Genomic DNA, 24758 nt, shown 5'->3' with positions numbered 1-24758 from the left:
TTGTCCGACGCCCATGCTGCTGGCGCTTGCTGGAGAGTAGTAAAGGAAATGACCTTCGCGGAGATTCTGCATGTTCATGCTTCCTCAAGCCTGTTCTGGCGATAGTTGATTCAAGTTGACGGCCGTCTTGCTGAAATTGCTTTCAACGTGTTGTAGCCGGAACCAGTATTTGCAAAGGCCATTGGCGGTTCTGCCAGGCGCTTCCAGATTCATCGAGGAAAGTTCGAGGATGCACTTGCAGCGGCCACTCACTGCGCTTCGGGCGTGGTACGAGGTCGTTTGCCGCCTGCGCCAGCGGCTACAGCAAAGGGCGTGAATGGGCTTGTTGCGGGGTGTCAGGCGCGTTCGGCGAGCAGCAGCAGATTGCGTGGCGTCAATGGCGCGGGGCAGAAGGTGCCCAGGCGCACCTGGTAGCCCTGTTCTTCCAGGAACAGCGCTCGGTCCAGCACCAGCCACAACTCCAGTGGCCGGCGGAACAGGCCGCGCAGCAGCTCCAGGTTGCGCACCTGGGCCAGGCGTTGCCAGCCGGCGGCTTCCAGGGCGGGCCAGTCCTGCTGGCCCACTGTGGATAACTCCTTGAGCGCCGCCAAGTCGCGACAGTAGTCGGCGAAGGGCTTGTCCAGCCAGTGGCTGGGCAGGGAGGGGGTGGGCAGGTATGCATCGACCCCGCGCAGTTGCCGTTGCAGCAGGTCGAACCCCAGGCGGCGAGCCATGGAGCTGTCGCGCTGGCGCCGCACCCGGGCGCCAGCGGTGACGGTTTCGCTGATGGGCAGGGCCAGGTCGTCCAGGGACAGGTGCAGGCCTGATGCCCGGGCCGCTATGGATAACCCCTGGTAGTGGCTGGCGCTGGTGCGGTTGTAGCAGCAGGGGGCAATGGCCAGCTGTGGACAACCCTGCTGGCTGGCCAGTTGCAGCAGTCGCACATGCAGGTCGCCGCAGGCGTGCAGGGCCACGGGGCAGTACCCTGCATGCAATTGGGTGGCGGCGTCGGCCCCCAGCACATCCTGTTGTACATGGCGCGCGGGCAGGCCGTGGTGCTGGCTCAGTTGCTCGCCGCTGGCCACCAGTGCCGGGTCGTATTCCAGGCAGGTCAGCTGTTGCCCAGGCTGCAGCAGGCGCCGGCCGAGATGGCCCTTGCCGGAGCACCAGTCGAGCCAGTGGCCGGGTACGCGGTCGAACTGCAGGCAGGCGGCGAAGGCTTCGATCTGCTGCCATTTGCGCCCGGGTACATCGACCGACAGGCGCTGGCGGATGGGCGCAAGAGTGCTGGCGGGCAGTTCGCCGACAGCGCCAAGGGCCAGGGACTGTTCCGCCAATTGGCCAAAGGGCGCAGGTGCCGCGAGCTGTTGCGGCTGATGGTGCGCGGCCTCGGCATCTTCCAGGGAACGTTGGCGCAGCCACTGGGCCAGTTGCGGATGCGCGGTTTCCCAGGGCAGTTGCAGGTGCTGGAACGGGCGTGGCCGCCAGAGTGCCTGGTGCTCAAGCAGGAAGCCGTCCAGGGCCAGGAAGCGATCGAGCAGCGCGGGGCCTTGGAGGATCGAGGGCATGCTGTTGAGTCCGGGGCAGGCCCGCTCCCTGGCGGGAGCGGAGGAAGGTCAGCGTCCCTGGCAGGCGTCGACCCGCAGCCAGCGTTCCAACTGGCGGAAGGCCTGGACCAGGATGAACGACATCAACAGGTAGAACACCCCGGCGGTGAAGAACATGTCCACCGTCAGGTAGTTGCGGGCAATGATGGTGCGCGCCATGCCGGTCAGTTCCAGCAGGGTCACGGTGCTGGCCAGGGAGCTGGCCTTGAGCATCAGGATCACTTCATTGCTGTAGGCCGGCAGGCCGATGCGCGCCGCACGCGGCAGGATGATATAGAACAGCGCCTTGGGCTTGGACATGCCCAGGGCCCGCGCGGCTTCGATCTCGCCCGGCGGAATGGCCTGGATCGCACCCCGCAGGATTTCGGCGATATAGGCGGCGGTGTGCAGGGTCATGGTGGCGGTGGCGCACCAGAACGGATCGCGCAGGTAGGGCCACATGAAGCTCTCGCGCACCGTATCGAACTGCGCCAGGCCGTAGTACACCAGGAACAGCTGCACCAGCAGTGGGGTGCCGCGAAAGAAGAAGATGTAGGCGTAGGGCAGGGCGCGCACGTACCAGAGCTTGGACGAACGGGCGATGCCCAGCGGGATGGCCAGCAACAGGCCGAGAATCACCGCGATGCCCACCAGTTCCAGGGTCAGCGTCGCGCCCTGGATGAACTTCGGCAGCCATTTGTAGATGACTTCCCATTCCATTACGTCGTCCTCACAAAGCCGCGGGCGGCGCGTTTTTCCAGGAAGTGCATGCCGGTCATGGCGATCACGGTCAGGCCCAGGTACATGAAGGCCGCAACCATAAAGAAGGTGAACGGATGCTTGGCGAAGGTCACGGCGTTCTGCGCGTGGCGCATGATTTCTTCAAGGCCGATCACCGACACCAGGGCGGTGTCCTTCATCAGGATCATGAACAGGTTGCCCAGGCCCGGCAGGGCGATGCGCCACATCTGCGGCAGGATCAGGCGGCTGAAAATCCGCAACTTGGAAAGGCCCAGCGCGGTGCCGGCCTCGCGATGGCCCTTGGGGATGGCCAGGATCGCGCCGCGGAACACTTCCGTGGCATAGGCGCCGAAGCACAGGCCAAGGGCGATCACCCCGGCGAGGAACGGGCTGAGGGCCAGGTCGGGGTTGCCGAAATGCTCCCCCAGGGCGCTCATCATGTTCACCGTGCCGTAGTAGATCAGCAACACCCAGAGCAGCTCCGGGACGCCGCGCACGATGGTCGAATAGGTTTCGCCAAGCCAGCGCAGCGGCTTGTACGGGGAAGTCTTGGCCAAGGCGCCGAGCAGACCGAGTACCAGCCCCAGGCACAACGCCGAGAGGGCCAGCTTGACGGTCATCAGCGCGCCGGCGGCGAGCGCCGGGCCGAATCCGTAGAGATCGATATTCATGGGGTCTGGATGGCTTTGCTAAGGACCGGCGCCCAGGAGTGAGCGCCGGTCAGGCAAGTCAGTATCAATAGATGCTGAACGGGAAGTACTTGTCGTTGATCTTCTTGTAAGTGCCGTCGGCCACGATTTCTTTCAGGGCGGCGTTGAGCTTCTCGCGCAGTGGATCTTTCTTGCGTACGGCAATGCCGATCTTGTCGCTTTCTTCAACGGGCTCGCCCTTGAACTCGTAAGGCTTGCCGGCTTCGCTCTTGAGCCACTCGTAGTTGACGTACTTGTCGGCCAGGATCGCGTCCAGGCGGCCGGACGTCAGGTCCAGGTAGGCGTTTTCCTGGGTGTCGTAGAGCTTGATGGTGATGTCGTCGCCCAGGTTGTCTTCCAGCCAGGTGCCGGCCAGGGTCGCCCGTTGCGCGCCGATGATCTTGCCCTTGAGCGAGGCCTTGTCGGTCTTGAACTCGGTTTTGTCCTTGGGCGCGATGAACTGCAGCTTGTTGGAGTAGTAGGGGTCGGTGAAGTCCACCGCCTGCTTGCGCTCGTCGGTGATCGACAGCGAGGAGATCAGGAAGTCGAACTTCTTCGCGTTCAGGGCCGGGATGATGCCGTCCCAGTCGGAAGTGACCACGCTGCACTCGACTTTCATCTTGGCGCACAGGGCGTCGCCGATGTCCTTGTCGAAGCCGACCACTTGGCCGCTGGCATCCTTGTTGTTGAAGGGTGGGTAGGCTGCTTCGATGCCCATCTTCAGGGTCTCGGCGGCAGCGCTGGCGCTGAACGCCAGGGTGACGGCAGCGGCCAGGAGGATTTTCTTATAGCTCTGCATGCGTGTAGCTCCGTTAGCGGTTGCTGGACATGAATTGTTTGCAGCGTGCCGAAAGCGGGTTCTCGAAGACCTGCTGTGGCGTTCCCTGCTCTTCTACCAGGCCCTGGTGCAGGAATACCACTTCACTGGAGACCTGACGGGCAAAGCTCATTTCGTGGGTGACCAGCAGCATGGTGCGGCCTTCTTCGGCCAGGTTGCGGATCACGCTGAGCACTTCCTGGACCATTTCCGGGTCCAGGGCCGAGGTGGGCTCGTCGAACAGGATGACCTTGGGTTGCATCGCCAGGGTGCGGGCGATGGCGGCGCGTTGCTGCTGGCCGCCGGACAGTTGGGCCGGGTAGGCATGGCGCTTGTCGGCGATGCCGACCTTGGCCAGTAGCGCCTCGGCCACTTCGATGGCCTCGGCCTTGCTCTGGCCCAGCACTCGGCGTGGCGCCTCGATGATGTTGTCGAGCACGCTCATGTGCGGCCAGAGATTGAAATTCTGGAAGACGAAACCGATTTCGCTGCGCAGGCGGTTGATCTGCTTGCCGTCGGCGGCCACCAGCTCGCCGTTTTTCGCGGCCTTGAGCTTGAGCTCTTCGCCGGCCACCAGGATCTGCCCCTGGTGCGGGTTTTCCAGCAGGTTGATGCAGCGCAGGAAAGTGGATTTGCCGGAGCCGGAGGAACCCAGGATCGATATCACGTCACCGTCGCGTGCGGTCAGCGAAATACCTTTGAGTACTTCCTGGGAACCGTAGCGTTTGTGCAAGTTGCGGATTTCAAGCGCGGGCGTGGCCTCAGCCATGTGCGGTCCTCATTGAGTTCATGGTGCTCCTGCTGCAGGCGGCTTTCCTGGCGAGGCGCCAAGCTAGCATAGGGTTCGAATCGCAGCCAACAGCGCTACCGGAGGTAAACGGAGGGTGTGTGGCAGGTTGTCGCATCAGCACAGCAGACTGTCGCCCCATCAACAACCGAACGCCCGTTTGAACCCTGAATCCGGCGCTGGTCGCGTAAAAAAAGGCGCGATGGTGCCAGCTTTGGCCGGGTGTTGGAAGGGTTAACGGGCCAAAGGTCATGCTTGTGCTGCCTATTTGTGCATCGAGCCGTTTTCGGGTGTGTTTCTGGTGCGCCATTTCGTCCTACAAAATGAGTCGTCCGGTAACGGGCTGGCGAAAAGCCATGTTTCTCAAGGACTTGGGAATTCCATCGGTCGGCTCGCCAACCCCTGTAACTCGGGACCCTGTAACATTTTGGCGCAATTATTGCGTGCGAAATAAAGAACGCCCCGTTGGATTCTTTTTACGAGAACGAATGCAGGCCGGGTGGAGTTACTCTTTTTTTCGTTGCAAAGGTGCTTTTCATGAGCGGTACGCAACTCTCCAATGACCTCGAACAGGGGCTCAAACCACGGCATGTGACCATGCTGTCGATCGCTGGCGTGATCGGCGCGGGTCTCTTCGTCGGCTCCGGCCATGCCATCGCCGAAGCCGGTCCGGCTGTACTCCTGGCTTACGCCGCCGCAGGCACCCTGGTGGTGCTGGTGATGCGCATGCTGGCGGAAATGGCCGTGGCCTCGCCGGACACCGGTTCCTTTTCGACTTACGCGGATCGCGCCATCGGCCACTGGGCCGGTTTCACCATCGGCTGGCTGTACTGGTGGTTCTGGGTGCTGGTGATCCCGCTGGAGGCCAACGCCGCGGCGACCATCCTGCATGCCTGGTTCCCCAATGTGGCGATCTGGGCCTTCACCCTGGTGATCACCCTGCTGCTCACTGCCACCAACCTGTTCAGCGTGAAGAACTACGGCGAGTTCGAGTTCTGGTTTGCCCTGATCAAGGTGGTGGCCATTATCGGCTTCGTGATCCTCGGCCTGGCGGCCATCTGCGGCTTGTTGCCCAACAGCCAGGTCAGCGGTGTCTCGCACCTGGTGGATACCCAGGGCTTCATGCCCAACGGCATGGGCGCGGTGCTGGCTGCCATGCTGACCACCATGTTCTCCTTTATGGGCACCGAGATCGTCACCATTGCCGCGGCGGAATCCCACAACCCGGGCAAGCAGATCTCCAAGGCCACCAACTCGGTGATCTGGCGGATCGGCCTGTTCTACCTGGTGTCGATCTTTATCGTCGTGGCCCTGGTGCCGTGGAACGATCCAAGCCTGGCCCAGGTTGGCTCCTACCAGACCGTGCTGGATCGCATGGGCATCCCCAATGCCAAGCTGATCGTCGACCTGGTGGTGCTGGTGGCCGTGACCAGTTGCCTGAACTCGGCGCTCTACACCGCCTCGCGCATGCTCTTCTCCCTGGGTAAGCGCGGCGATGCCCCGGCTGCCGCCAAGCGCACCAATGCCAGCGGCACGCCTTACTGGGCGGTGATCCTGTCCACTGCCGCGGCCTTCCTCGCGGTGTTCGCCAACTATGTCGCCCCGGCGGCGGTGTTCGAGTTCCTGCTGGCCAGTTCCGGCGCCATTGCCCTGCTGGTGTACCTGGTGATTGCCGTGTCGCAACTGCGCATGCGCCAGAAGCGCATGGCCGCCGGCGAGAAGATCGCCTTCCGCATGTGGCTGTTCCCGGGCCTGACCTATGCGGTGATCGTGTTTATCGTCGCGATCCTCGGCATCATGCTGTTCCAGGAAGAGCACCGGGTGGAGATTCTCGCCACTGGCTTGCTCAGCATCCTGGTGATCGCGGCCGGCCTGCTGGTGGCGCGGCGTCGGCGGATCGAGCGTAATGCAGCGCTGGTAGTGAACTGACGGTTTGACCGTTTGCCGTACAAAAAAGGCCGCTGTCAGCATTGACCGCGGCCTTTTTTATTGGATTTGTGACTTGTTACATGGCGTTTCATGGACACTGCGCTGGCGAAATAGTAGCCTGCGCGCTCTTCGATAAGAGCTCTTGCGTGCCAGCGTGAGAGGAGCTAGGGAATAGCGCTGTCATACAAGGGATTGGATGCTTGTCGGGACTTCGAGTCCGTCTTCTGCTTCTTCTCTCCCCTGAATCACTCGCCCGTGCCCTGGCTCCTGATTGTTCGCGCCGCCTTTGGTGTGGCCGGCAGTCCCGGCTCGAAGAACGAGCATTCAGGGTTCAATGGTGATCGCCCGACCATTGGCTCCTCAAAATGGGGCGGCAAGGAGACGCGCATGGCGTTCACTAAAATCATCTTCAAAAACCCGAACACCGGAGCCATCAAGGAAGCGCCAGTTGGTTTCTCCTGGACCGTGTTCTTCTTCGGCTTCATTCCGGCGCTGTTCCGCGCCGACTGGAAATGGGCGGCGATCATGTTCCTGCTGGCCATGTTCACCTTCGGTTTCAGCAACCTGGTGTTCATGTTCATCTACAACAAGCTGTACGTACGTGACCTGATCGGCTCAGGCTTCAAGGCCCAGTCCATCGCCAGCGGCGACTTGAGCTTTGCCAGCGCCCGTATCGGCATGGAAATCCCTCGGCTGGAAGCGGTCTGAAGATCAGGCCGGCTCCCGTAGCTGAAATGAAAAAGGGCGCATTCATTGCTGAATGCGCCCTTTTTTCATGCCTACCGGAACTCAGCCTTCGCTGCTGAACAGCGCCTGGGAGGCGGCCATGTAGTCGGCCTGGAAGGCGGCGGATTCGATCCAGGCCAAAGCCGTGGCCTCATCGGCTTCGGTGGACCAGTTACGGTATTCGATCAGGGCGGCGAGGATGAAGTCGGTGGCGCCCTGTTCGCCTTCCTGCTCATACACCAGCTCCAGCAGCGGGTCGGCGAGGAAGGCTTCGCACAGGGCCTGCTGGCTGGTTTTCTCGGCGTCGCGCATTTTCACGAACAGCTCGGTGAGGTCCACCGATTCGAAATCGATGCGGCTGTCGTTGGGGTCCAGGTCCAGCTCCGAGGTAGGCGCGGTGCGCTTGGCGCGGTTTTGCTTGGCCTTGGTCTTCGCCCGCTGGGCTCTCTTGTGTTGCTTGTTCGCAGATGCCATGAGCGTCTTACCTTGATGCTTGGAGGTGTATCCCGGGGGTCGCTGGCCAGCGGCGACCTTTTCAGGCGGCCAAGGATGCCAGTAAATCGCCTCTGGAGCATCTGCCATCGGCCGGGAGGGGCGGCTTCAGGGGAGGGGAATGATCCGCCCCGGGCTGCGGCTGTCGAGCTCACCGTGCTGCAGCCAGCCGAGGATGATGGGCCAGAGCCGGCTCTGGAAGCGGCTGTGGAAGAAGGCGAAATGCCCGACTTCGGTTTCGCCGATGTCCTGGGGGCTGATACGCAGATGGGTAGGGGTGCTGTGGCTGAAGTAACCCAGCAGGCGCTCGATGGCGGGGACGGTGCCAAAGGGATCGTCGCTGAGGCTGATGGCGAGGATTTGCGCCGAAACCCTGGCGAAGGGCTGGCCCTGACGGTTCGCGGCGAGCCTGCGGCCGCTGGGGCGGCCCTCAAAGCGAGGGTGGGGCAAGCTCCAGTCGTTCACCACACCGGCGGGGGTGTCTTCCATCCAGCCCAGGCGCTTGCCGGGGAAGTAGCCATACAGGCGCGTCAGCAGCGGCATCGCCAGGTGCCACTTGCCCAGCATGCGCCAGCGCTGTTCGCGGGAGTAGTCGCGCCAGTAGGCGAACTGCGCGCCCATGGTCGCCGCGCGGCGGATCACCCCGGCTGAAGCGCCCAGGCCCAGGGCGCAACCGCCAAAGCTGTGGCCTACCACGTCGACCGGCTGGCCGGGGAATTCGCGCTGGGCGCGTTGCAGCATGGCTTCGAAATCCAGCGCACCCCAGTCCGACCAGGAGGCCTTGAAGCCTTTCAGGGATGCCGGTCGCGATTCGCCGATACCGCGATAGTCGTAGGTCATCACGTCGAAGCCGTTGGCGAACAGGTACTCGGCAAAGCGTGCGTAATAGCGGCAGCGCACCGAAGTAGCGGCATTGATGATCACCACTGCTCGCGTCGGGTCGGGGCGCGCATGACTCCAGCTGAAACCGCCGAGCGTGAAGCCGTCTGCTGCCGGTTCGCTGAAGGCTTCGCCGGGGGCGGCAGCGGTGAGGTGGGCGGTGGGTTGGTCGGGGCAGGACAGCAGGGACATGGGCGATTGTTCCTGGGTGGCTGTCGCGGGGTGGGCCAGCGACCTCCCTCGGCGACGATTTTTTTGTGCGTTCATTAATACCCGGCCCCTCCAGGTCGCGGCAACTTTACTGCCGCATCGGTCAATGGGAATAATCCGAACCCCGGCTATGGTCGGGTCCCTGATCCCGATGGAGTGTTGAGCATGGAAGTGAAGAATCAGATGAGCCCGGAGCAATGCCAGGGCATGGAAGACATCCGCCGAGAGATCGACACCCTGGATCGGGCGGTTATCGCCCTGCTGGGCACACGCTTCAAGTACGTGCTGGCCGCGTCGCAGTTCAAGACCTCGGCGGCCACGGTGCGCGCCGAGGAGCGCTTCAAGGCGATGCTCGCCACCCGCCGCGAATGGGCCGAGGCCGAAGGCCTGAGCGCGGATGCCATCGAGCAGTTGTACAGCGATCTGGTGCAGCATTTTATCGCTGAGGAGATGAAGCATTGGCAGGCAGCACAGGCGCCGGCTTGAGAGTGATCGGCCGCCGTCGGTGCAGGTATGCTGGCGGCCCTTTTTGATTGATCAGGAACGACATGAACAAGCTGTGCTCATGGACCGGGCTGGCGCTGGTGGCGCTACTTGGAGCAACCACACAGGCTCAGGCAAACGAGCCATCCTCGGTGTACCTGCGCTGCAGCATGACGCCCGAGCAATACGCCCAAGCCATGGCCGCGCCGCCACGCCCGGCGATTTCCTACAACGATTGGCAGAAGTGGTTCGACAGCAAGGACATGTACGGCTCGGCGCGGGTCGATGCCGAGTGGCTGCAGGATTCCGGTGCGCGCAGCCTGCAGGAAGTGGTGCAGATGTGGACAGGCACAGGCGGTTCTACCCATTACGATCCGCAGACCGGTCGCTGGCAGTTCGCTTTGCTGGAGTTCACCGACAACTACGGCGAGATGATCCAGCTGCTGGCGCCCCTGCGCAGCGTCGCCTCCTACTGCCAGCCTGGTTCCGACAGTTTCCTGTTGATCTATTCCTATATCTGGGGCGATGGCGACAACGCCTACCTGACCCTGGACAAGCAGCGCAGCCGCTTTGCCGCCAAACCTTCAAAGGCCCAGCGTGCCGAGGCCGATGCGGCGCTCAAGGTGTTGATGGAGGCAAGTTCTGGTTGAGGCCGCTGATATAAGGATTGCCATCAGGCTGGCCCGTGAGCTCTAGGAGAATGAGATGGCCAAGATAAAGCTGAGCAAGTGGGATGTTGTCGATCACGTGAAGACTGATCAGGACATGGCTCTCTACTTTGAAGCCTGTCTGGAGGAGAACGATCCCGTGCTGCTGGCTGCTGCCTTGGGCGATATCGCGCGAGCGCGTGGGATGTCGCAGCTAGCCCGAGATGCTGGCCTGACTCGCGAAGGGCTTTACAAGGCGCTGTCGGCTGATGGCAATCCCAGTTTGGCGACCATCATGAAGGTGATGGGGGCTCTGGGTATAAAGCTGCATGCTGAGGTCGGTACGGTGCAGCAAGGGGTTTGAAACTGCAGGGCCATGCTCGGTGAAAGCGCGCTCTGGACGGTCATGCCATTGAGCTGAGGACAAGCACTGTAGCGGTGGCGAGGGAGCTTGCTCCCGCTGGGGCGCGCAGCGTCCCCTGGAAGCTGAGGCTTGCCGCTCGGTTGCAGGTTGATTCACGGCATTTCTACACCGTCAGGGTCATTCTGTTCAGCATCTTGCAATGAACCTGAAGGGTGATCCGAGCATGAACTTGAGCGTTCTTTATGCGCTGGTTGCTGCCGCCTTGTTCGGCGCCAGTACGCCGCTGGCCAAACTGTTGGGGGTGGATATTGCGCCGATGCTCCTGGCTGGGTTGCTGTATCTGGGCAGTGGTGTCGGTCTGGCCATTGTCCGTTGTGTTCGCGATCGGGGCTGGCAGTCGGCGGGCCTGGCGGCGCGAGAGTGGCCTTGGTTGCTGGGGGCTATCTTGTTTGGCGGTGTGCTGGCGCCGGTCGCGCTGATGTTCGGCCTGACGCGGATGGCGGGCGCCAGCGCTTCGTTGCTGCTCAATCTGGAGTCGGTGCTCACCGCGGTGCTGGCTTGGCTGGTGTTCAAGGAGAATGCCGATCGCCGGATCGTCATCGGCATGCTCGCCATCGTGTTGGGCGGGGCCGTCCTGTCATGGCCGCAGCAGCATGCCGCTACTGATGGCTGGCTGGGGCCGCTGGCCGTGGCCTTCGCCTGCCTGTGCTGGGCCATCGATAACAACCTGACCCGCAAGGTCTCGGCGTCCGATGCGCTGTTCATCGCCGGCAGCAAGGGGTTGGTGGCGGGAGGGGTCAATACCGGCCTGGCGTTGCTGATCGGTGCGCAACTGCCCGCCGTCGCCACGTGGGGGCCGATACTCCTGGTGGGGTTCCTGGGTTACGGCGTGAGCCTGGTGTTGTTCGTCCTGGCCCTGCGTGGGCTGGGCAGTGCGCGCACTGGGGCCTATTTTTCCACGGCGCCCTTTCTTGGCGCGGCGCTCTCGATCCTGATTCTCGGCGAGTCGGTTTCCCTGTGGTTCCTGGTGGCGGCGGCACTGATGGCCATCGGCGTCTGGATTCACCTGCTGGAGAATCATGCCCATGAGCATCAGCATGAGCCCCTGACGCACAGCCATCGCCACCGGCACGACGAGCACCACCAGCATGAACATGACTTTGAGTGGGGCGGTACGGAGCCCCACAGCCACCCTCATGAGCACGCGCCGATCCGGCATAGCCATGCGCACTTTCCCGATGTTCATCATCGGCACCGGCATTGAGTCGGCTGGTTACTTTCAGTCACCAGGTGAGGGCTTGCGCTGACCTGACCTGCTCTTTACTCTGCGCCGGTCGCTGCCAAATCAGCGGCCGGGTGTAGGAGCCCGAGAGTCGCACCGTGCACAGGCGCCCAGTTTTTTTTGGGCGCTTCTTGCTGCCCTGTGTTTTATGGCGGCTGTGCGCGGGCACGCTTCGGCGTGGCCGGGTTGTGCGACCGGTCTCCTACCCCGCGTACAGCTGCCACCCAGCTTGTAGGAGAGTTTGGGGGGAGCTTCCCTAACGCACGGAGCTACACCAATGAACGGATATATCCCTCTTCACCACACGCCAGCGGACAACCCTGTCCTGCTGATCAATCCCCATGCGCCCTTGGTCGATCTTCTGGCCTGCGCCGATCAGCGCATACGCGCCCTGCACAAACTGATGAACAGCCTGTCCTGCATGACCGCGCAAACGGCTGACGCCAGCGACCTGTTCCAGATTGCCGACCTCGCCTCGCTGTTGCTCGGTGATGGCGTGGCCCTGCTCGATGTGGCTCAGGGGCAGGCGTTGGGGCGAGCGGATCAGGCCAACTGATCGGCGGATGCAGGTAGTGCGTAAATGCGGCCAGGATCGATCTGATTCTGGCCGCCCTCAAACTGGCCTGGCGCAGCCCTGTGTCGCGGCTTCATGCATATGCCGCAAGTCGGTAGCGTCGAAGCCTTTGCCAAACTCTGCATCCAGTACCTTTGCGTAATTGCCTGACGTCGATAAACCTTCGCAGGAGGACGCGCCGATGGGGGCTGGCCTAGGTTCCGGCTTTCGAGCCTAGCTACCTTTGGTTCATGGCTTCACGCCGAATCGATCTAGGGCCGGTTGCCTCAGGGCATAAACTTAAATTCAGGAGTTGTCGACGGGCCCGTTTGGTCGGGCGCGTGGGGCTTTGCCGTTCGGGCGTTGATTGCCCGGGGCGTGGCCATTCAAGGTGAAACAGGGGAGGCCCGGGCGCTGCCTTGCTGGGGTCAAAGGCTTGTGGGTGACGCCCCTTTACAGTGGTTCGAGACGAACCCGGGAGTGGTCATCGTGAAGACCTTATCCATCTGTGTCGTATCTGGCGTTATCGCGACGCTGCTGTCCGTCGCGCCCATCAGGGTGGAGTCCGCCACCCTCAGCAACGAGCCTATCGATCCGGCAGGCGTGCAACTGCAGCCGCAGCAGCAGAATGGCATCTCCTATCTGAACGGCGGCATCGGCCTCGATGAGTCGCGGGCCATTCAGCTGGTCAGGGGCTACAACCTGCACATGACTTTTTCCGTCGGCGCACAAAACCTGTACACCGCGGATGTCGATGTGGCGATCCAGAATGCCCAGGGCCATCAACTGCTGAGCCTGAGCCAGATGGGGCCGATTCTCTATGTGCAGCTACCGGCGGGTCGCTATCAGCTTATCGTGACCCGTCAGGGGCATGAGCAGCGCAGCATGCTGGATCTGCAGGGCGCGCCCCGGCACGATCTGAATCTGCACTGGGCGGGCAGTTGAGCAGGAGAAGGGGCGATTCGCGTCGCATTCTTGAGCTTTGTGCAGGTCGTCCGATTGGTTTTGCTGAATATTGTGCTCCGACCTCAGGCCAGTAATATGGCTGTTCGACGACCCCCGCCAATGTCTATCAAGGATCGATACATGAGACTGTCACGGCTGCGTTTCGCCCTGCCCTCTGCGTTGCTTCTTTCTCTTTCCCTCTCTGGCTGCGTGTCCGATCTCGATTCGGGCGCCTACGGCAGCATGGACGACCCGCGTTACGCGCAGTTGCTGGATCAGGTGGACGCAGCGCTCAGGGCGAACATGACGGTGGTGCTGGTGGCCGACGTGATGCCGCACAAGTCGCTGAGCGATGCGCTGACCATGACCCAATGGACGCCGACGGCAATCTGGGAATACGAGAAGGATCCGAAGGTGACCTTCGGCCGCAAGTTCCAGACCAATGCGCTGCAGAGAAAGCCTGGCGAAACCTATCTGTTCAAGGCCTTCGAGGTGCATATCCTGCCGCCCGGCAAATACCTGCTGACCGGCGGCGATGACTACCAGATCCGCGGCTTGCTCGACCAGGTTGGCGCCCGCAGCGGCCCACCCGGTTCGGGCCGTGGCGCCAACGGCACCGCGTACCTGTCCCCCGAGCTGTATCGCGAGTACTACAGGGAAGAGGTCTGGAAGGACGCCACCTATGGCAGCGAGACCAAGACCGAAAAGGTTTGTACCTCCGTGCTCAGGGCTTCGGGTGCCTGCGTGAGCTGGGGCGAGCAGCAATATACCCAGACCACGGCGGGCTCCCCGGCCGGCTATTACCAGCAGACCGATTCGCGTGATGTTCCTTCGATCAAGGTCCAGTCGCGCCTGCCGGCGGACAAGGCGCTGGCCAGCTTCACCGTCCAGGGCGGGCAATTGCTGCTGGCCCCGCGCATGCACCTGAAGACTCCTGGCTACAAGTACCAGCAGGCGAAGTGCCGGGCGATCGACCCGCAGAAAATCGAGTGTCCGCTCGATAACCTGACCGTCTACACCTGGCCGGCGCCGATGAGCTTTGCGCAGAATCTGATTGAGCAACGCAGCCTGAGCGAGAAGCACCGGCAATTGCTGTCCAGGCTCCAGCCCATGCAGATCACGCCGCTGGGCAAGCAAGGCATGGAGGACCCGATCTGGGGCGTGCCGTTGTCGCTGCCCAAGTAGGGCAGGTTCCCAGCGCAAGATGGGCCTTGAGGCGGGTGCCGGTCCGCAGAAATGAAAAAACCCCTGAGACCTTGCGGAATCAGGGGTTTTCGGTATTTGGTGCCCAGAGACGGAATCGAACCGCCGACACTGAGCTGGAAACCGTAAACCCTTGTTTTACGGGGCTTATAGGCCATCCGTAGGCGCGAAGTGTACCTGCTCCGTGTACCAGCGCCAAGAGGCCCTCAAGGGACTAGCGACTTCGCGGCGGTTTCCAATTTGTCCAAGGCAGTCAGCAGGACAATCTGTCCGTCCCACTGCTTAGTCACCATGAAACGACCTGGCGTGATGCCTTTCCGCTGGGATGACGTCAAGCTGAAGGGGGACTCTTTAATCATCTTCATGAAAGTCTCCCATGCCTTGTCACTTTTGTGGGCTACAGCGTTGCGTAGGCGCTTGAACTTAATCAAATCCTCCAGTAAGGCGGCAGGCAGACACGTTTTTTGACTTGTAGGGGCCCCCGCCGGAGGTGCGAATCGATGTCCTTTCGGAAAAAGCTTGTTTGCCCTGGTGTGCAGCTTGTTGAAGTCAGACCAGTCGTAGAACGAGTGAGGATGGTCTAGATGCGACACGAGTAGTTCGGCTAGGTGGTGGGAGCCATTCTTAGTCCTGAAGCCCTTGACATGCTTGAACAGCAGGCTGTCGTTGTCGGTCGCTAAGTCGACAAGTAATAGCCCTTGGCACAACTCCTCCCAATGCGTAGCGGCGCTCAAGAAAAGTCCTTCTGCGATCTTGTGTGAGTCCGGGGCACGTAGGATATTTTTTGGACCGGAGTTGGCGACCACCTTCTGGACAACGGTCCTGATGTGCTTGATGGTCTTGATAAATGCGTCCCTTTGCTGCACTGCTGATTGCATCAGATTCCTTTCCCAGTAGGGGCGAGCGGCCATAGCGGCCACACTATGCGGTAGCGAAGTCGAAGTCTACGTGCTGCCCCCCGGTAGTGCGGCTTTTTACGGCTGAAAAATTTGCGACGTCTTTGAGTAGTAAAGAAGTGTTCCGATTCCCCCCCTCCGGGCGGGGGTGACCGCCATGCGGTAGGCGAATTCAGCTTCAGCACTGAACGACGACAGGTGCTATGCCATCTGTTTAAGCGACGACCCCGGACCGGGCGGCAAGCTTTCCAACGTTGAGCATAAGACGAGGCGATCAATTGATATGCCTTGGCGGGCGGGGTTTGCCCAGCGTGCTTGGGTATGGTCGTAAGGGTATACCTGGCCAACCACGGCGGGAGGCATGGCCAATTGTGTTCGTTTAGACCCTGTTGACCACTATTGAGACCACACCTATAGTGACCACACTTCTACGACCACAGGGGCTTTACTCCATGTTCATCCGTGCCTATCTTCGCGCCTCTACCGCTGAACAGGACGCCACTAGGGCCAAGCAGTCGTTGGTGGACTTTGCCAAGCAGTACGGGCACACCATCGCCACGACCTATATCGAGAACGTAAGCGGAGCGTCCCTACAGCGGCCTGAGCTTTTCCGTCTCCTTGAAGACGCCCACCCCGGGGACGTTCTCCTGGTCGAACAGGTAGACCGGCTATCACGCCTGACCGAGGCTGACTGGCAGAAGCTCCTGGCGGTAATCAAGGATAAGGGCGTGAAGGTCGTGTCACTGGACTTGCCGACGTCACACATGGCGATGGCTCCGACAAATACAAACAGCGCCGCTGACGCCTTCACAGGGCGTGTCATAGAAGCCGTCAACGCCATGTTGTTGGACATGCTCGCCGCTGTAGCAAGGAAGGACTACGAAGACCGTCTACGGCGTCAGCGGCAGGGCATTGAGAAGGCCAAGAACGAAAAGCGCTACGTGGGTAAGTCCATCGACCAAGACAAGCACAAGCGCATTCTGGTGTGCCTGGCTAAGGGTATGGGCATCCGGGAAACGGCCAAGGCCACCGGCACCAGTACGGCGACAGTGCAACGCGCCAAGAAGCTCCAGGTAGCCGCCGCTCAGTGACAGACTACGAGCTATGAGTTCATGGGATATAGCCATATACGGGTCCGGAACCGGACCTGTCGAATCGCAGCTGAGGCCCGCAGCTACGGGGCTACAGGCCATAGAATCAACGTTATCACACTTCCTAACCAGACTGTTTCGAACCCGTCAGCGCTGCTAAAAAGTGGGCTCCAATTACCTGGAGTCCCCCTCGAAATGACGAAGAAAAAGAAGTCGAGAAGCAAGCGCACAATCAAGGCTCAGGCCAGGTTCAGGCCCGAGAAGGCGTTGGTAAAAAGCGGGATCTACGCCGTCGAGGAGCCCAAGTCGCAGAAGAAAGTAGCCCAAGAGGCGGAGCGGCTAAACGCCATTGAAACGAAGGCGGCAAGGATTGCCATCGAGAAAGGGAAGAAAATGGCCAAGATCGAGGCATACGCCAAGGAACACGGCATCACTATCACCCAGGCCATGATCCACTTCATGTAGGAAAATGAACACCGAGGAGGACGTCCCGGCGAATTATGGCCCTTCCTTGCACGAAGAGAAGGCGTCCTTACCCTCTAGCTACGACAGTCCGTTTTGAGCAACCAGGCAGGCACCAAACTCCAGGTGCCACATTCAGTCTGCACCGTCGATCCCGTCCGAGTTTGCGCTAAACCCCCATTTCATCCATCACGCCCTGAGCGTGTCCGCAACCCTTGGCCCTGTGGGGTTTGAGGGTTGAGAACGGCAATTAGTGCCAGTCAAGGAGAAAGGCACCCGGCGTCCCACTCAAGCGATGCCACGGGTATTAACGCCAATCCTTGTATAACCAGACCAGGAGCTGTGCCTGGCGGCAGCTCAATCACATTTCCTGCAAACCCTCCCCCTGCCTGGGCAACCACGGCGGGGCATTTGCGTTTGCTATCACCGGACTTCAATCCCATGAAACAGCCCATGCGCCTTGTGCGCCTCAATCTACACTTACGTGCGGACCACCTTGACCGCCTGACCCAGCTTGCCAACGCCATCAGTCGGCGCAAAGGACGTGATACACGGCTTGCTGAAGCGCTGGAGCTGGCCCTGGTCAGCGGCCTTACGTGGGCTGACGTCGATATGCTGGACCTCCTCAAGTCTGACCTGGAGGCGCCTTGTTGGCGTGCCCTAGGTCCAGTCGTGCGGACCCGATAAGAATGCAGGGACGACTTCAATCCATCCCGCTGGACAAGGTAATCACCAGTCCGCGACTTCAGAATCGTAATGCTGCCTCACCATGTATACAGGACAGGCTCCCGTTGACGCCGGCCACCATTGAGCATTTGGACGGCCTCAAGATGGTTCTCAAGCGTGGGGAGCGCCTACCCCCTGTTCTGGTAGTCCCAGCCGAAGACGACAATCCTAGGCGGTTCTACTTGGTTGACGGCTACCACCGCTTCTGGGCGCACCAGGAGCTCAATGTGGAAGTCATCCCAGCGCTTGTGCTGGACGGCAAAGGTTTTGCTGACGCACTGGTTGCCGCTGGTACGGCCAACAATGACCACGGCCTACGGCTCACCAAAGACCAGAAGGTTGAGAACGCTTGGCGCTGCTTGAACTATCCCGAAACCGACTTCTACCGGCGTCTAAACAAAACCCAGGCGGAGGCTACGTTGGGTGTCGACCGGGAAACCATCAAGAAAATGCGCCAGAAGGTACGTCAAAACGGAGTCGCGTCGGGAGTTATCGACGCCAGTCTCAAAGGCAAGGCGGCAGAGGAAGCGTTGCTGGCCTACTGGAACGACAGCCCCGCCCCTTATACCTGGCGACTGGCTAGGAGGGACGGCAGCAGCGAACGGAAGAATCCACATTGGCAGGAGAAAAAGGCTGCGCGAGCCCTCGCCCAAGTTTTAGCGGACTTCGAGGCAGCCTATGGGGCTGACGTCGCCAAGAAGGCCATTAATGCGGTGGGCTTTCATTTGCACAACGTTAAGCCGGTAGAGGGCATGGACAAGGTGCGCCGCGCTTTCGCTGTATGCGCCCAGCCGATACCCGAAGACGATGAAGTAACCCTCTCCGTAGAGGACATGGACGCGTTCCTGGACTGGCAGCGCGAACAGGGCTTTGACGTCCAGCCACAACCACACTTCAACGACACAGAACACCACCTCCCTTCGGATTACTGAAGGGCATCACGTGGGTATCGTCAGGGAGGTCTCATACCTACTTGCGCCCACGCCGAACTCGAAACATCAAAGGACATCTATCCATGGTCACGTACATTGCCTACGTCGACGGCGCCTGCCCGAACAACGGAAAACCCAACGCCAAAGCCGGCTGGGGCGCCTACATCACCAACCCCGAGGGCAAGACACTGAAGCTTGCCGCTCCGGTCCCCCGTAACCAACCCCAGACCAACAACAGAGCCGAGCTGCTGGCAGCCCTGGAGGCGCTGAAGCGGTGCAACAAACCAATGCCTATCACGCTCTACAGCGACTCCGAGTTCGTGGTCAAAGGGGCAAACGAATGGCTCTCCAACTGGAAGGCCAAGGGCTGGAAGAACAGCAAGAAGAAGCCGGTTGAGCACCGCGACCTATGGGAGCAAATCGACCAGCTCATACAAACGCGCAAGGTGGCTTTTGTGTGGGTCGAGGCCCACGCTGGCAATCCAGGTAACGAGGAGGCCGACTCCCTAGCCTGCCGTGGAGCTACTGGCGAGCGTGTTTCCGAACTGACCGAAGCAGCCACAGCACCGTAACCACAGGCGGGATGGATGGGCCTTGCATGTCCATCCCCCTGGCGTTTTACCTCGGTTAACGCCGTCCAGAGCCGCCTGTACGAAATGCAATACCTCCACAAGAAACCAGGCCACTGGTCTGTCTACGCCAAGTTCAAGGGCGTCCTGTTCGACGAAGCCTACGACCACCTGGGCTATTCCAAAGTGGTGGTCCTGGAGGCAACAACAAGAGCAGGCAGCAGGCCGGCATCGCGTGCAATGCTCGGCAGCATCTTCAGTTGCTCCAGAAGCTGAGGTAGTAGCGCCCGCTCCCCATACTTGCGGCTGACGGCGCCGTTGTCGTGGCCTGTTAGAGCGTCACGGAGTTCCTCGGGCACGCCGACTTCCCGGCATAGCGTAATGAACGAGTGGCGGAACCCGTGCGACGGTCGGACTTTGCTTTCCAGCTGGGCTACCGTCTTCAGGTATGCCGACCACCGCTTGCCGAAGTTGTGGCCGAAGTAACCGGCATGATTCGCTTCAAGCTGCGGGAATAGGGCTCCCGCCTTTGGAAGGCTGTCTATGTACTCCAGGAAGCCAAGCTCGATGAGGTCGGGGTGTAGCGGAACCTTGCGGTGGCTGCCCGCCGTCTTAAGCGTGCGAAGGTCGATGTCTCCGTCCTCGTCGGGCGTTGAAAGCAAATCCAGGAACCAGACGCCATCCTCGTTGCGCTGCACTTCGCCCGCTTTAAGTTGCGCGATCTCCTCCCGGCGGGCGCCTGTGTAGCACAGTAGTAGCGGAATCCAGTACCACGCTTCGCCGAACGACGCCCTTGGCGGTCTCCAGGAGTCGTGGAAGATTGGGCTGCTGAATATCTGTTTCAGCTCCTGTCGGGTGTAGTGCTTGCGGGTAGCGGTTCTACCAGCTTTATGTGCGGCCTTGGACAGTTCGCCTGTAACCCCGGATGCCGTGACGGCATTCTCCGCCAAAATACCCAAGCGGACGGCATGGGAGAGCACTGCCGAAAGAGCCATAAGGCGGTTCTTGACGGTTAGGCGCCCGAGCGTGGGGAGACCTTCGGTTTCCGCCCTTGCGATTAGCTGACGAGCTGTCATAGCGCGTCGTCCTGTCCCGCCGGTAGGCATTTTGAGGAGGTCGGTGGCAAATGTACTGGCGGTCGTTCGGGTGATGGCATCGATTGGCAGATCGCCATTCAGCTCAATGAACACTTTGACGGTGCCGCCATATTCCGCAACTCGTTTGGTTACGTCCCTGCCACCATTCCCAATCTTCAAAACATATGCCTTCCAGTCCTCAAAGAAGTGTGACAGCAGTGGGGCCTTATTGTGCGGGGCTTCAAAGCTGAGAGGGGCCGGAGGCGGCGCCTGGAGAGGGGTGACGTGGTCGTGGTGTGACCTATCAAGGGCTGCCTCCGACAGCCGCAGCAACTGAGCAGCGAAGGCTTCTAGCAGATGGCGGTAAGCGACCGAGTCGATGGGCACGAGAGGGCGGTTGTAGCGCGCTAGTTCCTGCTCAATGTCGGAAAGCAGTCGCGACTGTATGCCGGACGCGGCGAGGAAGGTAGGGACGCTGTGGCCGGAGCCATAGAACTCTCCTAGAGTCTCAAAGGCTCCGCCGCTGTGGGTGACAAGCCAGGACGAATACACGCCAGACTGTTCCATTTCATGGAGTTCTCGATGCGCCCACCGTGCTGCCAGTTGGACAGCATCCTTTGCTGTGAGCTGTACCCCTATGCGGAGCTGTAGACGTGCCGTGTCAAAAAGTTGGTCGGCTTTACGCCACTCGGCTGCGAACCTGGTCTTGGCTTCGGCGGGGACGCGGGTCTGAAGGCTGACCTTGTAAAAGTCACCTCTGCCTAGGATGGACTTGATGTCGTCGGGGATGCGGCGGCGGATGTAGTAGATGCCGCTAGTGTGCTTCCAGGGTTGTGCCATGAATGTCATGTGTGTACCCGCAATGTGTACCAGTCAAGGTGCGGGTTACAGCTCTCCACAAATGAAAAACCCCTGAGACCTTGCGGAATCAGGGGTTTTCGGTATTTGGTGCCCAGAGACGGAATCGAACCGCCGACACGGGGATTTTCAATCCCCTGCTCTACCGACTGAGCTATCTGGGCAACGGGGCGCATTAAACGGGTTTTTCAGGGGGGCGTCAAGCAAGTTTTGAAAAAAAGTTTAATTATTACCGCCGCTTACGATCCGCCCCCGATTTTGCGCGGGTTTACTCGGCTGGCGGCACGTAGCCTTCGGCCTTGGCGTAATCCTCGCCAGAGAAAAATTTATCCATCTCGCCCTGCAGATATTTGCGGTCTTCGGCATTCATCATGTTCAGGCGCTTTTCGTTGATCAGCAGGGTCTGGTGTTTCTGCCAGTCGGCCCAGGCCTTGGCCGAGACGTGGTCGAAGATGTCCTGGCCCTTGGCGCCCGGGTAGGGTGGGCGTTCCAGGCCTGGCAATTGTTCGTGGTATTTGCGGCACATTACGCTGCGGGTCATGACGACTCTCCTGCATTCAAGACTTCGGCCGCGCGTTTCAGCAGTTTCTTCACCGGGGCGGCAAGGCCCAGGCGCGGCGGGGTGGCGAGGTTATACCAGAGCCAGTCGGCCTCGGCGACGTGCAGGGCCGACTCTTCGACCCGGATCAGCCAGGGCTCGATGGCCAGCTGGAAGTGACTGAAGGTGTGCACCAGGCCGGGCATCTCCTGCTGGTGCCCTACCTCCAGGGCGTGCTGCAGGGCCAGGTGCTGGATATCGTCCAGGTGATCCAGCTCCGGCAGGCTCCAGAGTCCGCCCCAGAGCCCGCTGGAGGGGCGACGGTAGAGCAGGATGGCGCCTTCGCGGTTGGCCAGCAGCGGCATCAGGGTGCGCTTCTGCGGCACCTCCTTGCGCGGCTTGGGGATCGGGTAGCGAGTCTCCAGGCCAAGCATGTGCGCCTCACAGCCACGCTCCAGGGGGCAGAGCAGGCAACTGGGCTTGCTGCGGGTGCAGAGGGTGGCCCCCAGGTCCATCATCGCCTGGGTGTAGTGGTTGACCCTGGCGTGGGGCGTGAAGCGCTCTGCGGCGGCCCACAGCTGCTTGGCCACCTTGGGTTCCCCCGGGTAGCCCTCTTGCGCGGTGAAGCGCGCCAGCACCCGCTTGACGTTGCCGTCGAGGATCGGCGCCCGCAGGCCCATGCTGATGCTGGCGATGGCGCCCGCGGTGGACAGGCCGATACCCGGCAGTTCAGTGAGTTGCTCCACGTCGCGGGGAAACTCGCCGCCATGCTCGCGCATGACAATTTGCGCAGTTTTTTGCAGGTTGCGCGCCCGGGTGTAGTAGCCCAGGCCGGTCCACAGGTGCAGCACTTCGTCTTCCGGGGCCTCGGCCAGGGCCTGCACCGTAGGCAGCGAGGCCATGAAGCGGTCGAAATAGTTGAGCACGGTGCTGACCTGGGTCTGCTGCAGCATGATCTCCGAGACCCATACCCGATACGGGTTGATGTCCTGTTGCCAGGGCAGGTCGTGGCGGCCGTGACGGTCGTACCAGTCCAGCACCGCCGGTGCAAAAGCCTCGGCTCTCATCGTTTGAACAGCCCCTTGAGTGCGTTTTTCAGTTCCGGGCTGACCTTGTCGCCGAGCTTCTCGTCGATCTTCTGTTGCAGGCGGTCGCCGGCCAGCTTGGCCGCTACCTGGCCCAGGCCGTCCTTGTCCAGGCGGCAGGCCTTGGCCCCCAGCTCCAGCGGGCCACGGCAGCGCAGCGGCAGTTCGACGCCGGTAAAGCGTTCGCCCACCTGGCAGGCCGGGTCCGGGTTATCGCTGAGGTCGCCCTCGACGATGATGCCGACCCGGTAGTCCATGCCCAGCACCCGCAGGTCGATATCGCCATTGCCGTTGACGCTCAGGCCGGGGATGCGCACTTTCAGGTCCGGGTTGCTGGCCACGCCGTTACGGAACGTCAGGTTGCCCTTGAGCTCCTGGAACGGGGTGTCCTTGCCCCGTGGCGTGCTGCCGAGGTTCTTGCGGTTGAGCACGGCGATGCCCTGGCACAGCTGCTGTTCGATATTGGCGTTGAGCAGCACGCCGTTGTTGATGACGAAACTGGCTGTGCCGTTGAGGCTGTCGATCAGCGCCTTCTGGCTGTTGCCGTTGCCGGTAAGGTTGCTGTTGAGGGTCACCAGGCCCTTGAGCGGCGGGTTCTGGCCCTGGCTTTCGAGGATGCGCTCCACCGGCACCCGGTTGATCTTGCTCTGCAGGCTCAACTGCGGGGTGTTCTGGCGCACATCGAGATTGCCACTGGCCTCGAAGCTGCCGTTGTACAGCTCGCCGCGCAGGTTGGCGAGTTGCAACAGGCCGCCCTGGCCGCTGGCCTTCAGGACGGCGCTCTGTATCGGCAGCTTGTCCAGGGTCAGTTGGCCGAAGCTCAGGTCGGCATCGATATCCAGCTTGCGCAGGCGCTCCAGCGGCAGCAGCTTGTCGGTGCTCCAGGCGCCCTTGGTCGGTGCGTTGGGCAGTGGCGTGGAGCCGGCGCCGGCCATGGCATCGGCCTCGCTGCCTTGCACTTCGGCCTTGCGCGCCGCGGCGGCGCTGTTGGCCGCGGCGGACTTGGGCGGCAGGTAGCGATCGACATCGAAGGTGTCGGCCTTGAGCTGGGCGCGCAGGGCTTGCTTGTCGAAGTCGTCGATGGCGAGGCGGCCGCTGAAGGTGCTGTCGTCGAGCTTCAGGTTCAGGTCTTCCAGGGCCAGGCTGCTGGGCGTGCCTTGCAGGCGGCTGACCAGCTCGACCTTGCTCAGGCTGCCTTCGGCCATGGCCGGCAGGGTCTGGCCGATGCCGTCGACGAACTTCGCCAGGTCGAACTGGGCGATGGACAGGCCGCCGCTGATTTGCGGGGTCTTGTCCAGGTCATTGACCTTGAGTTCGCCCAGGGCCCGCAACTGGTTGAGGGACACCTTGAGCCCGGTCCACTGGCCGACATTGGCCGCCTTGTCCAGCAGCAACTGGCCCTGGGCAGCGAAAGTGACGGTCTTGCCTTGCAGCGGGTCGCCGGCCACTTCGCCGGACAGGCGCATGTCTTCGAACTGGTAGCGCTGCAGGGCGCGATCGAAGCGCAGCTCGCCATTGAGTTCGGTGCGCACCCGCACGGCCGGCTGGTTGCTGGCCAGGAAGGCGGTGAGCTTGACCGGGGTGTTGGTGGCTTCGTGGATCGGCCCGGTGCTCAACTGGATGCTTTCGGCGGTGAACTGCTTGCCGCTCTGTTCATCGTTGTACTCAACCCGGGCGTTGTTCACGGTCAGGCTGTCGATATCCAGGCGGATCGGTTGCGCAGGCTTTTCCCCGTCGGCGGTGGGCTGGCTCGCTTCACCGGTGCTGGTGGCAGGCGTCTCGGCCTGCTTGTCGGTAGGGGCGGCCTTGCCGATATCCTGCCAGTTGCCGTGGCCGTCCTTGTTGCGGTTCAGGCGCAGGTTCAGGCCTTCGACCCGCACATCGCTCATCTGCACTTCACGGCGCAGCAGCGGCAGCACGCGCACCGACAGGCCGAGCATCTGCAGGTCGGCGAAAGGCTGGGTCGGGTTGGCCAGGGTGGCCACGCCGGCATCGTGCAGTTCCAGGCCAAGCCAGGGGAACAGGCTCCAGCCGATGTCGCCATTGAGCGTCAGCTCGATGTGGGCCTTGTCGCGGGCAATCTGGCGAATCTCGTTCTTGTAGTCGTTGGGATCAAACAGGTGGGTCAGGGCGAACCCCAGAGCCACGATGATCAGCAACAGCCCGAGAAGTATCAGACCCAGGATTTTGCCGAACGCTTTCATGGGCGAGTC

Annotated in this window: 25 protein-coding genes and 1 tRNA gene; 13 read left to right on the top strand and 13 right to left on the bottom strand. The window is 61.4% G+C overall.

Annotated elements, in window-relative coordinates; all coding sequences use genetic code 11:
• Positions 1-335 precede the first annotated feature (335 nt).
• The 5 genes from J4P02_RS07710 to J4P02_RS07690 all read right to left on the bottom strand — a co-directional run bounded on the left by J4P02_RS07710 (position 336) and on the right by J4P02_RS07690 (position 4581).
• On the bottom strand, positions 336-1547 hold the full coding sequence (locus J4P02_RS07710; protein WP_426188978.1) for a methyltransferase: 1212 nt from the start codon (positions 1545-1547) through the stop codon (positions 336-338).
• Positions 1548-1595: 48 nt separating this feature from the next.
• On the bottom strand, positions 1596-2285 hold the full coding sequence (locus J4P02_RS07705) for an ABC transporter permease (RefSeq protein WP_426188977.1): 690 nt from the start codon (positions 2283-2285) through the stop codon (positions 1596-1598).
• Positions 2285-2977, bottom strand: coding sequence for an ABC transporter permease (locus tag J4P02_RS07700; RefSeq protein ID WP_426188976.1), 693 nt, complete (start codon positions 2975-2977; stop codon positions 2285-2287). Before J4P02_RS07700 ends, J4P02_RS07705 begins: the two co-directional genes overlap by 1 nt.
• Positions 2978-3041: 64 nt before the next feature.
• Complete coding sequence (locus J4P02_RS07695) at positions 3042-3794, bottom strand: ABC transporter substrate-binding protein (protein ID WP_426188975.1); 753 nt, start codon at positions 3792-3794, stop codon at positions 3042-3044.
• Positions 3795-3807: 13 nt separating this feature from the next.
• Entirely contained in the window at positions 3808-4581 is a 774-nt protein-coding gene (locus J4P02_RS07690) for an ABC transporter ATP-binding protein (RefSeq protein ID WP_426188974.1), read from the bottom strand.
• A 555-nt stretch (positions 4582-5136) separates the two neighbouring features.
• Here J4P02_RS07690 and gabP point away from each other — a divergent pair.
• Together gabP and J4P02_RS07680 are read left to right on the top strand one after the other, a co-directional pair.
• Positions 5137-6528: a GABA permease gene (gene gabP / locus J4P02_RS07685; protein WP_426188973.1), complete on the top strand. Its 1392-nt coding sequence runs from the start codon at positions 5137-5139 to the stop codon at positions 6526-6528.
• 387 nt (positions 6529-6915) lie between these two features.
• Positions 6916-7236 carry a hypothetical protein gene (locus J4P02_RS07680; protein WP_426188972.1) on the top strand — a complete coding sequence of 107 codons (321 nt, stop codon included), beginning with the start codon at positions 6916-6918 and terminating at the stop codon, positions 7234-7236.
• A gap of 81 nt (positions 7237-7317) precedes the next feature.
• Here the strand turns inward: J4P02_RS07680 and J4P02_RS07675 are convergent, their stop codons facing one another.
• Together J4P02_RS07675 and J4P02_RS07670 are read right to left on the bottom strand one after the other, a co-directional pair.
• Positions 7318-7728, bottom strand: coding sequence for a hypothetical protein (locus tag J4P02_RS07675; RefSeq protein WP_426188971.1), 411 nt, complete (start codon positions 7726-7728; stop codon positions 7318-7320).
• Positions 7729-7854: 126 nt separating this feature from the next.
• Positions 7855-8817, bottom strand: coding sequence for an alpha/beta fold hydrolase (locus J4P02_RS07670; protein ID WP_426188970.1), 963 nt, complete (start codon positions 8815-8817; stop codon positions 7855-7857).
• 183 nt (positions 8818-9000) lie between these two features.
• Between J4P02_RS07670 and J4P02_RS07665 the strand changes: the two genes are divergently transcribed.
• The 7 genes from J4P02_RS07665 (at position 9001) to J4P02_RS07635 (ending at position 14294) form a co-directional block, all read left to right on the top strand.
• Positions 9001-9321 (top strand): isochorismate lyase, encoded by a 321-nt coding sequence (locus J4P02_RS07665; RefSeq protein WP_426188969.1) that lies wholly within the window; start codon positions 9001-9003, stop codon positions 9319-9321.
• Between the two features lie 62 nt (positions 9322-9383).
• Positions 9384-9968 carry a hypothetical protein gene (locus J4P02_RS07660; protein WP_426188968.1) on the top strand — a complete coding sequence of 195 codons (585 nt, stop codon included), beginning with the start codon at positions 9384-9386 and terminating at the stop codon, positions 9966-9968.
• A gap of 55 nt (positions 9969-10023) precedes the next feature.
• Positions 10024-10329 carry an addiction module antidote protein gene (locus J4P02_RS07655; RefSeq protein ID WP_426188967.1) on the top strand — a complete coding sequence of 102 codons (306 nt, stop codon included), beginning with the start codon at positions 10024-10026 and terminating at the stop codon, positions 10327-10329.
• A gap of 223 nt (positions 10330-10552) precedes the next feature.
• Positions 10553-11593, top strand: a complete 1041-nt coding sequence (locus J4P02_RS07650; protein ID WP_426188966.1) for a DMT family transporter — start codon at positions 10553-10555, stop codon at positions 11591-11593.
• Positions 11594-11888: 295 nt separating this feature from the next.
• A complete protein-coding gene (locus J4P02_RS07645) occupies positions 11889-12167 on the top strand; it encodes a hypothetical protein (protein WP_426188965.1) in 279 nt (92 codons plus the stop codon).
• A gap of 486 nt (positions 12168-12653) precedes the next feature.
• Positions 12654-13109 carry a carboxypeptidase regulatory-like domain-containing protein gene (locus J4P02_RS07640; RefSeq protein WP_426188964.1) on the top strand — a complete coding sequence of 152 codons (456 nt, stop codon included), beginning with the start codon at positions 12654-12656 and terminating at the stop codon, positions 13107-13109.
• Between the two features lie 141 nt (positions 13110-13250).
• Entirely contained in the window at positions 13251-14294 is a 1044-nt protein-coding gene (locus J4P02_RS07635; protein WP_426188963.1) for a hypothetical protein, read from the top strand.
• Between the two features lie 224 nt (positions 14295-14518).
• Here the strand turns inward: J4P02_RS07635 and J4P02_RS07630 are convergent, their stop codons facing one another.
• A complete protein-coding gene (locus J4P02_RS07630) occupies positions 14519-15190 on the bottom strand; it encodes a hypothetical protein (protein ID WP_426188962.1) in 672 nt (223 codons plus the stop codon).
• Between the two features lie 470 nt (positions 15191-15660).
• Here J4P02_RS07630 and J4P02_RS07625 point away from each other — a divergent pair, with 470 nt between their 5' ends.
• The 4 genes from J4P02_RS07625 (at position 15661) to J4P02_RS07610 (ending at position 18991) form a co-directional block, all read left to right on the top strand.
• The gene (locus J4P02_RS07625; RefSeq protein WP_426188961.1) at positions 15661-16299 is read left to right on the top strand and encodes a recombinase family protein; all 639 of its coding nucleotides are present in this window, start codon (positions 15661-15663) and stop codon (positions 16297-16299) included.
• A 195-nt stretch (positions 16300-16494) separates the two neighbouring features.
• Positions 16495-16764: a hypothetical protein gene (locus J4P02_RS07620; RefSeq protein ID WP_426188960.1), complete on the top strand. Its 270-nt coding sequence runs from the start codon at positions 16495-16497 to the stop codon at positions 16762-16764.
• A 788-nt stretch (positions 16765-17552) separates the two neighbouring features.
• Entirely contained in the window at positions 17553-18419 is an 867-nt protein-coding gene (locus J4P02_RS07615) for a ParB N-terminal domain-containing protein (protein WP_426188959.1), read from the top strand.
• 83 nt (positions 18420-18502) lie between these two features.
• Positions 18503-18991: a ribonuclease H family protein gene (locus J4P02_RS07610; RefSeq protein ID WP_426188958.1), complete on the top strand. Its 489-nt coding sequence runs from the start codon at positions 18503-18505 to the stop codon at positions 18989-18991.
• Between the two features lie 173 nt (positions 18992-19164).
• On the opposite strand, the gene J4P02_RS07605 is transcribed toward J4P02_RS07610, so the two are convergent.
• The 5 genes from J4P02_RS07605 to J4P02_RS07585 all read right to left on the bottom strand — a co-directional run bounded on the left by J4P02_RS07605 (position 19165) and on the right by J4P02_RS07585 (position 24749).
• Positions 19165-20913, bottom strand: a complete 1749-nt coding sequence (locus tag J4P02_RS07605; RefSeq protein WP_426188957.1) for a DUF6538 domain-containing protein — start codon at positions 20911-20913, stop codon at positions 19165-19167.
• Positions 20914-21010: 97 nt separating this feature from the next.
• A tRNA-Phe gene (locus J4P02_RS07600) sits at positions 21011-21086 on the bottom strand.
• A 104-nt stretch (positions 21087-21190) separates the two neighbouring features.
• Positions 21191-21463, bottom strand: a complete 273-nt coding sequence (locus tag J4P02_RS07595; protein WP_426188956.1) for an oxidative damage protection protein — start codon at positions 21461-21463, stop codon at positions 21191-21193.
• Entirely contained in the window at positions 21460-22527 is a 1068-nt protein-coding gene (gene mutY / locus J4P02_RS07590) for an A/G-specific adenine glycosylase (protein ID WP_426188955.1), read from the bottom strand. The genes J4P02_RS07595 and mutY overlap by 4 nt, the downstream gene beginning before the upstream one ends.
• Complete coding sequence (locus J4P02_RS07585; protein ID WP_426188954.1) at positions 22524-24749, bottom strand: AsmA family protein; 2226 nt, start codon at positions 24747-24749, stop codon at positions 22524-22526. The genes mutY and J4P02_RS07585 overlap by 4 nt, the downstream gene beginning before the upstream one ends.
• Positions 24750-24758: the final 9 nt, after the last annotated feature.

Source organism: Pseudomonas sp. NFXW11 (genome assembly GCF_049887815.1).
GTDB lineage: Bacteria > Pseudomonadota > Gammaproteobacteria > Pseudomonadales > Pseudomonadaceae > Aquipseudomonas.
The sequence above is the reverse complement of the archived record's forward strand: the minus strand, read 5'-3'. Positions and strand labels throughout refer to the sequence as shown.